General features: G+C 27.5%; 4 protein-coding genes. 3 read left to right on the plus strand and 1 reads right to left on the minus strand.

Annotation, left to right across the window (positions count from 1 at the left end):
* The 3 genes from H9D55_RS08085 to abc-f all read left to right on the plus strand — a co-directional run.
* Positions 1–637 (plus strand): serine/threonine protein kinase (locus H9D55_RS08085; RefSeq protein WP_186078430.1); only part of this gene is annotated, 637 nt, incomplete at its 5' end.
* Positions 627–1,832, plus strand: a complete 1,206-nt coding sequence (locus tag H9D55_RS08090) for an MFS transporter (RefSeq protein WP_186078431.1) — start codon at positions 627–629, stop codon at positions 1,830–1,832. The genes H9D55_RS08085 and H9D55_RS08090, both read left to right, overlap by 11 nt.
* 16 nt (positions 1,833–1,848) lie before the next feature.
* Positions 1,849–3,303: a ribosomal protection-like ABC-F family protein gene (gene abc-f, locus H9D55_RS08095; protein WP_186078432.1), complete on the plus strand. Its 1,455-nt coding sequence runs from the start codon at positions 1,849–1,851 to the stop codon at positions 3,301–3,303.
* Between the two features lie 313 nt (positions 3,304–3,616).
* Here abc-f and H9D55_RS08100 read toward each other — a convergent pair whose 3' ends face one another.
* The gene (locus H9D55_RS08100; RefSeq protein ID WP_186078433.1) at positions 3,617–4,171 is read right to left on the minus strand and encodes a recombinase family protein; all 555 of its coding nucleotides are present in this window, start codon (positions 4,169–4,171) and stop codon (positions 3,617–3,619) included.
* Between the last annotated feature and the right edge of the window lie 566 nt (positions 4,172–4,737).

Raw genomic sequence — 4,737 nt, forward strand, 5'->3', positions numbered from 1 at the left:
AAGTAATTATGTAGATTCAGCAGACAGAATTCTTCATGAATATAAAATGATGGTTGAATTAAATGATATAGAAGAAATAATTAAACCGATCAGTATTATGATGATTAATAATGACATTGCAGTCTTAGAGGAATTTATTGATGGGAAAACTTTGTTTGATATTTTGAAAAATAGCACTAACAATAATATAGATAAAAAAACTATTCTTTTAAATTTAGTAGAGGTTGTAAAAAAAGTACACCAAAGAAATATTTATATTGGAGATTTATCTTTAGGCAATATTATGATTGAGAATAAAAGCAAAAGATTAAGAGTTATAGATTTGGAATATTTTGGTTATATTAATGATGAAATTTTTGAATATTATAAGAATGGGACTTTAGGATTTTATAGAAAATGCTTAACTAAAAAAATGGCAGATTTATTTGCGTTATTAAAGATAATTTACTATATGTTTAACCCACAAATTTATTTCAAAGAAGTTGAAATAAATTTTAAAGAGGTTGAATCAACAAATAAAGATGCTGTTTCATTATTTAAATTAAATTTAGAAGAATTCCAAAGTGTAAATAATTATGATAAAGTACTTAATAATATTAATAGAACTCTAGAAAGTTTGATTCGAAATGACACATAAAATAAATATCACCATATATCTATTTAGTAGATTTTTCTTAAGCATTAGTGATTCTTTATATGTATTCGCGGTCGGGTTTTGGATATTATCTCAAACTGGGTCAGCAGTGCTATTCGCGTTAAATGGAATTATTGGAGTGCTTATATCACTTATAACGCTACCTGTTATAGGAGTATTTTCTGATTTGAAAAATAATAGAACAATTATATTAATGAATGAATTTGTATATGCGCTAATGCTCTTTATAGTATTTCTATATTTTATATTTTTTGAGATGAATTTATTTGTTATTTATAGCGCAACAGCGGTATTAACATTTTCAAACCAATTTGCAGATAATTCATTTCAAGCTGCTTTTACACAACTATTTTGTGGAGAAAAAATACAAAAAGTATATGGCTATAATTCTATGGTTCTTAGTGTATCGGATATATTAGGTCCCATTTTAGGTGGGCTATTTTACGGTTTATTAGGTTTAAAGATTACAATACTCCTCCTCTCTGCTTTTGCTTTTGTAAGTTTTATTGGTGATTTTTTCTTAAAGTTTGAAGATAAAGAATTTGTCGATTATTCTGGTGGCCAAACTTTTATAGAGCAAGTGAAGTCTGGCCTATCTTATATTAAAAATGAATCAACTATAAAACGTTTAATGATTTTTTCAGCAGCACTTGGCTTTGCAAGTGCAAGTATATTTATCTATCCGAGAGCTATTCTTATCGATCATTATAAGATGTCATCTGAAGCATTAGGGATATTTAGTGCAATAATTGGTCTTGGTACGATAACAGGTGGATTTATATTTTCATTGTCTAAACAAAAAGAAACACCATTGCGACTCGTTAAAATAAGTTCTGTTATTATCGGCTTATTATTTATTTTCCTTAGTGTTCCAATGATGTTTAATTTGGACATAACATCTGCTTACCTCATTTTTTTGGTGATTGGTTTTTTAATTACCCTTACGATGCAGTTTTCAAATATTCCGTTAATGACCTATTATCAACTACATATTAAAGATGAATTAAAAGGTCGAGTATTTGCTCTGATGGGAGTAATTAGTATGACATTTATGCCTGCAGGTATGTTTGTATTTAGCGTTCTTTTAGATGCCGGGTTCTACGTCACAGTAAATATTGTATTTGGCTTAGTGATAGTAATGTCTACATTACTAATATTACAAAAGGTGTCTGATTAAAAACGAGGAGAGGAAGATGATTATGATTGAATTGAAAAATATCTCAGTAGATATTGAGGGGAATAAATTATTCACTATAGATCGATTAATAGTGAATGAAGGGGAACGTGTTTTTATTATTGGAGATAATGGTGTTGGAAAATCAACATTATTAAATTTGATAACTGGTATAATTCCTACGCCTAAAGGTGGCGTATTAAGTAATAATTTTGACTTTAGCTATTTAAAACAAAATAATTATACAGAAGCACTTGATTACAATTCAGATATTGATTATCGGTTACTGAATGAATTAAACGTACCGAAAAACAAGGAAGGGTTAAGTGGTGGAGAATTAAAAAAATTAAATATTACGGATTCATTCTCTTTATATAAAGAATGTTTAATTCTTGATGAACCAACAACTCATTTAGATAAGACGTCAATCGATATTTTAATTGAAGAATTAAAGTATTATTATGGAACAATTTTATGTGTTAGTCATAGCAGAGACTTTATTAATGCTTTAGCAACAAAGATTTGGGAGATTGAAGATGGCGTCATTAAAGAGTACATTGGTAACTATAATGATTATTTAGAACAAAAAGAAGTAGAGAAAACATCATTAGAAAATGAACAAAATGCTCATAATATAAAAAGAGAAGCCTTACTTAAATCAATAGAACAACAACGAAAATATGCAGAATCACTAAAACAAAAGAAAGGGAAAGATACGCATAATCCAGGACGACTTGCACAGAGCAAACCAAAAGATGTAATCGCTAAAAATGCCTTTAGGAAGCTAAAAAATTTAGAAGGCAAGTTAGAAAAGATGGGTGATATTGAAAAAATAGAAGAAAAGCAAGAAATTAAATTTCCTACAACAGAACTTACCGAAATTCACAATAAAATTCCAATATATAGTCAAAGTTATACTCTTATTAAAGGTAATAAAGTACTATTAGAAGATACTACTTTCCAATTTCCTTATGGAAAAAAGATTGGAATAGTTGGAGATAACGGTACAGGTAAATCCAGTTTTCTAGCAGATATAGTAAGTCAAAATGAACAAATTGAAATCTCTTCTAAATTAGTTATAAATGTTTACAATCAGATGGATTATGAAATAAAAAGTGATAAGAATATATTTGAATATCTACAAGAATGCTCAAGCTATAATGATGATTTTATAAAACAAATTCTTTTTAATTTAAGATTTTCTCAAGATGACTTTAGGAAGAAGATTTCTGATTTGAGTGGTGGAGAAAGTACTCGTTTAAAAATAGCATTCACATTTCTTAAAACCTCTAATACAATTATTTTAGATGAGCCGACAAACTTCTTAGATCTTTCCGTTATTAAATCTTTAGAAGAACTTATGAAGTCTTATAAAGGGATGATTATTTATACTTCCCATGATGAATCATTTATAAAAAATACGGCAAATCTAGTATTCAAGATAGAAGATAAGAAACTTGTTGAAGTTGTATAATTTTTTTAGATATTTCGAATCGTCTACACATAATTAAAAGTTATTACAAAATATCTAATTAAAAAAGTAGATGACTTTAAACTTGAAGTAGAAATTGAGGTACATTCGAAGAAATAATATTTTAAAATAAAAATAAAGTATTAGTAAAAATGATTTGACCTCCTAAATCCGGACATGGATTTAGGGGGTCAGTGCATAGATTGGGGTGTTCGGTGATTCATGTAAAGTACACTATTTGATTAACTATATTATATCATTTGCTTAGTTGACTGTTAATGAACATGATTCTACTATATAGATCGATATATATTTATTATTTACTCTCATTAATCACTTTATAAATGGTTGATCTAGATACTCCTGCCATTTTTGCGATTTCTTCACCTGAATAGTTTCTACTATTATATAGTGATTTTATCATCTCTTTCTTTGTATCTGATATCCCAGGTCGTCCACCTACTCGCCCCCTCGCTCGTGCTGAATCTAAACCTTTCTTTGTACGCTCACTTAAAAGATTAGCTTCTAATTCTGCAAATGCACTCATCATCGTAAAGAACATTTTCCCCATCGCATCTTTAGTAGTAATATTCATATCTATAATTTGAAGGTCAATATTTTCATTTTCAAGATGTTGAGATAACTCAATTAATTGTTTTGTCGTACGACCTAAGCGATCTAACTTGGTAATAACAAGTGTGTCTCCTTCACGCATGTAATCTAAACATTTATCGAGTTCTGTACGTCTGTACTTCTTACCACTGACTTTCTCTGAAAATATACGTTCACAACCATATTCTTTTAATACGTCAATTTGACTATCTAGCTTTTGATCTCTTGTACTAACTCTCGCATAACCTATTTTAGCCATGAAATTAATCCTTTCTTCCTTAATTTATATGTCTTTTATGAATAAATGTCCACCTTCTATCATTAAAAAGGCTCTCAATAGATTAATCATTGTATATAAACTCTAATACTTTCATGATATATATACATAGAATAAAATACAAGTATAAATACACATTAATCAATAAAAAAAGCCCTTTTTTATAAAGGACTATTTTGTTCTATAAACGGTCGTTTTATGTACATAAAAATTTATCGATTAACAATCATTATTATATATAGTCACAACTATTGAAAATTTTTGTAATTCAAATATTAAGATTTATTAATGTTTAAATTAAGTAACTTTATTGAAATTTATAATGTAGTATTAAAACAGGCTTTTAATACTACATTTCTAATCTCTATTTTTTCCATCTTACTCATCTTGATAACTGTAATTCTAAAGCTCTAATTGTATAATCTTTTTCTAGGTAAGAAAAGTCGTTTAATAAACTCTTTATTTAAATAAAAAAATAAACTTATTACTACATAATAATTACCACTCATTAGATAATTAAAAATTAAATTTTATTTACTTTTTTATTG

Origin of the sequence: Phocicoccus pinnipedialis, from assembly GCF_903994035.1 — a bacterium.
In the GTDB taxonomy this organism is placed as follows: Bacteria; Bacillota; Bacilli; order Staphylococcales; family Salinicoccaceae; genus Phocicoccus; species Phocicoccus pinnipedialis.